Annotated in this window: 3 protein-coding genes; all 3 read left to right on the forward strand. The window is 41.7% G+C overall.

Annotated features, from left to right (window positions below; genetic code table 11):
- The first annotated feature begins 193 nt into the window (after window positions 1–193).
- Window positions 194–400 (forward strand): hypothetical protein, encoded by a 207-nt coding sequence (locus ACZYT3_RS12560; RefSeq protein ID WP_294561445.1) that lies wholly within the window; start codon window positions 194–196, stop codon window positions 398–400.
- Between the two features lie 100 nt (window positions 401–500).
- Window positions 501–2426 carry an FAD-dependent oxidoreductase gene (locus tag ACZYT3_RS12565; RefSeq protein WP_464088891.1) on the forward strand — a complete coding sequence of 642 codons (1926 nt, stop codon included), beginning with the start codon at window positions 501–503 and terminating at the stop codon, window positions 2424–2426.
- Window positions 2423–4371: oxidoreductase (locus tag ACZYT3_RS12570; RefSeq protein ID WP_464088890.1), on the forward strand; the 1949-nt coding region annotated here is incomplete at its 3' end. The genes ACZYT3_RS12565 and ACZYT3_RS12570, both read left to right, overlap by 4 nt.

Here is a 4371-nt window from a genome sequence, read left to right on the forward strand (position 1 = left end):
TATAGAAACGAATGGTGAAGATTTAGATTAAGGAACAATGATCGTTGTTCCTTTTTTTGTATATTAGGAAATTTCAATTTTGATGGACAGGAAGATAATGAAAGAGAATGAAAAAAGTTAAGTATACTTATATTATGATTTTATGTGTCATTAATATCTGTGTGAATACTCTTTTTTCTATCAAGGAGACATCTTGAAAGTCTTTTCTCTTTCCAACCGTTTCTATTACCGTGAATTCCCTGATCTGAAGAACAGCATTCTTCATGATCTGAGAGTCTATAACCGTGTTCTTCATAAGGCCTATAAATGTCTTTACGATCGTGCATACGATTTTGGTTACAAAATCATTTTCTTATTGGAGATCGAAGATATTTTTTGCACTGTGACGGGGCAGATCTGATGAATTTTCTTTAAAGTTGCATAACCCTCGTGCAAGAGTGAAGCTTGAAAGAAAGCTTCATTTTAGAAATAATGATAACAGAGGTGATAGTGTGAAAGAAATGAAATATCCGAATCTGTTTGCTCCTTTACAGGTAAATGGAGTGATGTTGAAAAACCGAGTGATAGCAGCTCCTATGGGGGTACCAAGAGCCATGCTTTTATCTTCGACTTACTATGGTGGGATTTCTTTACCGGATAAGGCACAGGGCGGCAGCAGTGCGATCGTTGTTTCAAGCTATGGAACAGCGGATATTGCGAAATGTTCCAGTCCCTTTGATAAATATGCCCGTGATGTGACACGGGAAACCTGGTCATTGATCGAAGAAAGCGGAGCTGTCGGAGTCATGGAGTTTAGTTTTCATCCGCTGAAAAATGAGGATGGTACGATTCAGGCGCCTAGTGATGGCATTGCTTATACGGGTGAGAAGGCAAAGGCGATGACTCATGAACAGATGCGTGCCCAAATTGATGCTTTATGTGCAGAATGCAAGAAGGCAAAGGATTTTGGAATCCGTATGATCATGCTTCATTTTGGTCATGATTCACAATGTTCGATCTTTTTATCTCCTGTATGGAATCAACGCAGTGATGAATATGGCGGCAGCGTGGAAAATCGAACGCGTTTTGCCAGAGAAGCATTGCTTGCTGTTAGAAAAACAGTAGGTAAGGACTATCCGATCATGGTACGTGTTTCTCGTCAATTGGTGATTCCTGAAACTTATTGTGAAGATGATATGCTTTATTTTATTGATTCTGTGAAGGATATCGTTGATATCTTTAATATTTCTGCCGGTATGGATTGTTATGGTGGGGATGTTGATCATTATGAGGCCAATGTATATACGCATACCACGATTTTTGAACCACGGTATTACAATCTTGATTTTGCGCAGAGGGTAAAGAAAGAAACAGGGGCCATGGTATGTCTTGTCGGTGGTGTTTCAGATCCGAAAATTTGTGATGAGTTGATCGGTGAAGGAAAAATTGATGCGGTCATGCTGGGAAGACAATTAGTGGCTGATCCTTATTGGCCATTAAAGGCGGAGAAAGGTTTGGATGAAGAGATCGTACCTTGTTTGCGCTGTTTAAATTGTTATCATATAGCTACGGAACATGCCAATGTCCAGTGTTCGGTCAATCCAAGATTTAGAAGAGAAAATCGAGTTCCGTTAAAGGAAGAAAAAAGTGATCATCCAAGAAATGTCGTCGTTGTCGGCGGTGGCCCTGCAGGCATGAAGGCGGCATTGAGTGCAGATGCGAAAGGACATCATGTGACCCTGATTGAAAAAGCGGATGTGTTAGGCGGGCAGCTCAATGTGGCGGATAAGGGTGTTTATAAAGAAGATTTACGTAAATTTAAAGAATATCTGATTCATCATATTGAGAAAAGCCATGTCAAAGTCATGCTTTCTACTAATGCTGATCAGAAACTTTTGGAATCATTGCAGCCGGATGATGTTATCATCGCAATCGGTGCCGATTATATAACGCCTCCGATCAAAGGTGTTGAGTATGCAAGACAGGCCGTAGAGGCTTATGAGCATGGATTGGAAAATATCTGCGGAAAGACTGTAGTGATCGGTGGTGGTACGATTGGTACAGAGTTAGCACTTGAATTAGCGGAACAGGGAAAAGAAGTATCAATCATTGAGATGAGTGATACGTTATGTGCTAAAGGAAATAAGCTTTATCGTATCGCTTTGCGTCATCATATGGAGAAGTGTGAAAAATTGCATGTTCATTTGAACTCACAAGTAACTGAGATAACAGAGCAAGGTGTATTTGTGGAAGATCGTGAAGGAAATAAGAGCTTTATCGAAGCAGATCAGGTATTCCTTAGCGTTGGCTTACGTTCAAAGAAAAAAGAAGCTTATGGTTTATATGGCGTGACACCGGAAACAACGATGATTGGCGATTGCCGGAGCGTTGCAACGGTGATTGAAGCTATCAATGACGGATATTTTGCGGGGGTGAATGTAAAATGAATTTGAAGTATCCACATCTTTTTGAACCAATACAAATTAACTCATTACGGTTTCCTAACAGGATCGAAATTGCACCAATGGGCAATGGTGTACCTGAAATCTGTGAAGAATTTGGCCAGTCAGGAGCTTCACTCATGACTCTTGGCAGCTGGCAGATCGATGATGAATGGTCACAGCTGATGGGCTATCCTGACCCTTTTGTCAAACCAAAAGGTCAGCAGGTGCATGGATTGGAAGGTGCGAAGATGCTGCGTCAGCAGATGCTTGCCTTACAGCGTTATGGCATGTATGCATCGGTAGAGCTGATCCATGCCGGACGATATGCGCATAACTTTCCAAAAGATTCAGGAAAGGAAGGACATGCGATCGGACCGATCACGGAAACATATCTTCATAAAAAAGGATTAACGATTCATGTGCAGGGCATGGATGAGGACATGATCCAGCATGTTGCGGATAATTATGCGAAAGCAGCTGTTAATTTCAAAAATTTCGGGTTTGATATGATCATGCTTCATTTTGCACATGGATGGCTGCCTTATCAGTTTTTATCACCGACTTTCAATAAGCGGACAGATCAGTATGGCGGCTCTTTTGAAAACCGTGTACGCTTTCCGCTGCTAATACTTAAAAAAGTACGAGAAGCCGTAGGAAAAGATTATCCGATTGAATTAAGGGTCGGTGCAAGAGAATATCGGGAAGGCGGCTTTGATGTTGATGAATGTATTCGTTTCGTACAGTTGGCTGAACCCTATATTGACTTAGTGCATGTATCGGCAGGCTTAGATTCAGAACCGGAATTATTCCATCACTGTGTATCTAAAAACTTCAAACCTCATCTCGATAAAATTGATCTGGTTCGTCAAGTAAAGCAACATGTCCATGTACCGGTCGTTCTTGTGGGTTCGGTGATCCTGCCGGAAGAAGCGGAATATGCGATCGCATCTAAAGCCTGTGATCTTGTGGCTATCGGACGTGAAGCAATGGTAGATCCTGATTGGCCTAAAAAGGCCTATGATGGAAGACAGGAAGATATTTATCCATGTCTGAGGTGTGCAACCTGCAGCGAACAAAACGGTATGGGATGTGCCAGCAATCCACGATATGGAAATTATTCATGGGTGGAAAAAGAACCAAAGAAAGCAAAAATAAAAAAACATATCGTTGTCGTGGGCGGAGGACCGGGTGGTATGCGAGCGAGCATCACGGCTGCTCAGAGAGGCCATCAGGTAACGCTGATTGAAAAAGAAGATACGCTGGGTGGACAGATCCGTCATTTTCAAAAAGACCGTTTCAAAGTCGATCTGGATATTTTCTGTAAATTCCTGCAAGGACAGGTAGAAAAATATCCGATCCAAGTGCTTTTAAATACGAAGGCAACACCCGAACTGGTAGAAAAATTGCACCCCGATGCTTTGATACTTGCCTTAGGGGCAGAACCGATAACACCAAAGATCAAAGGGCTTGAAAGTACGCAGGCGAAAGTAATGCAGGCCATTGATGTCTATGCCCATCCTGAACAAGTTAAAGGAAAAGTGGTAGTTATTGGCGGCGGTGCTACCGGTATTGAAACAGGTATCTTCTTAGCGGATGAGGGTCATCATGTCAGCGTCATAGAAATGAGCGATCAGATTGCCAAGCAGGAGCAGGATATCAATTGGCGGAGTCAGTTGGATTGGATCCTGAAACAAGTGGACTGTCAGCCTTATACATCTGCCAAGGTCATCGAAATCAAGGATAATAGTGTTGTTATCGAACAAGACAATAAACTTAAAGAAATCCATGCAGATACGATTATTCTTTCAGTCGGCTTCAAACCAAGAAGCCAGGAAACAGATCTTTTTTATGGCATTACATATCATACATTTAAAATTGGCGACTGTTACAAGGTCAGAAAATTAGGACAGGCAACCAATGAAGGTTATTTCAGGGTCATTAAATTGTA

The sequence above is a fragment of the Traorella sp. mt218 genome (assembly GCF_055420025.1).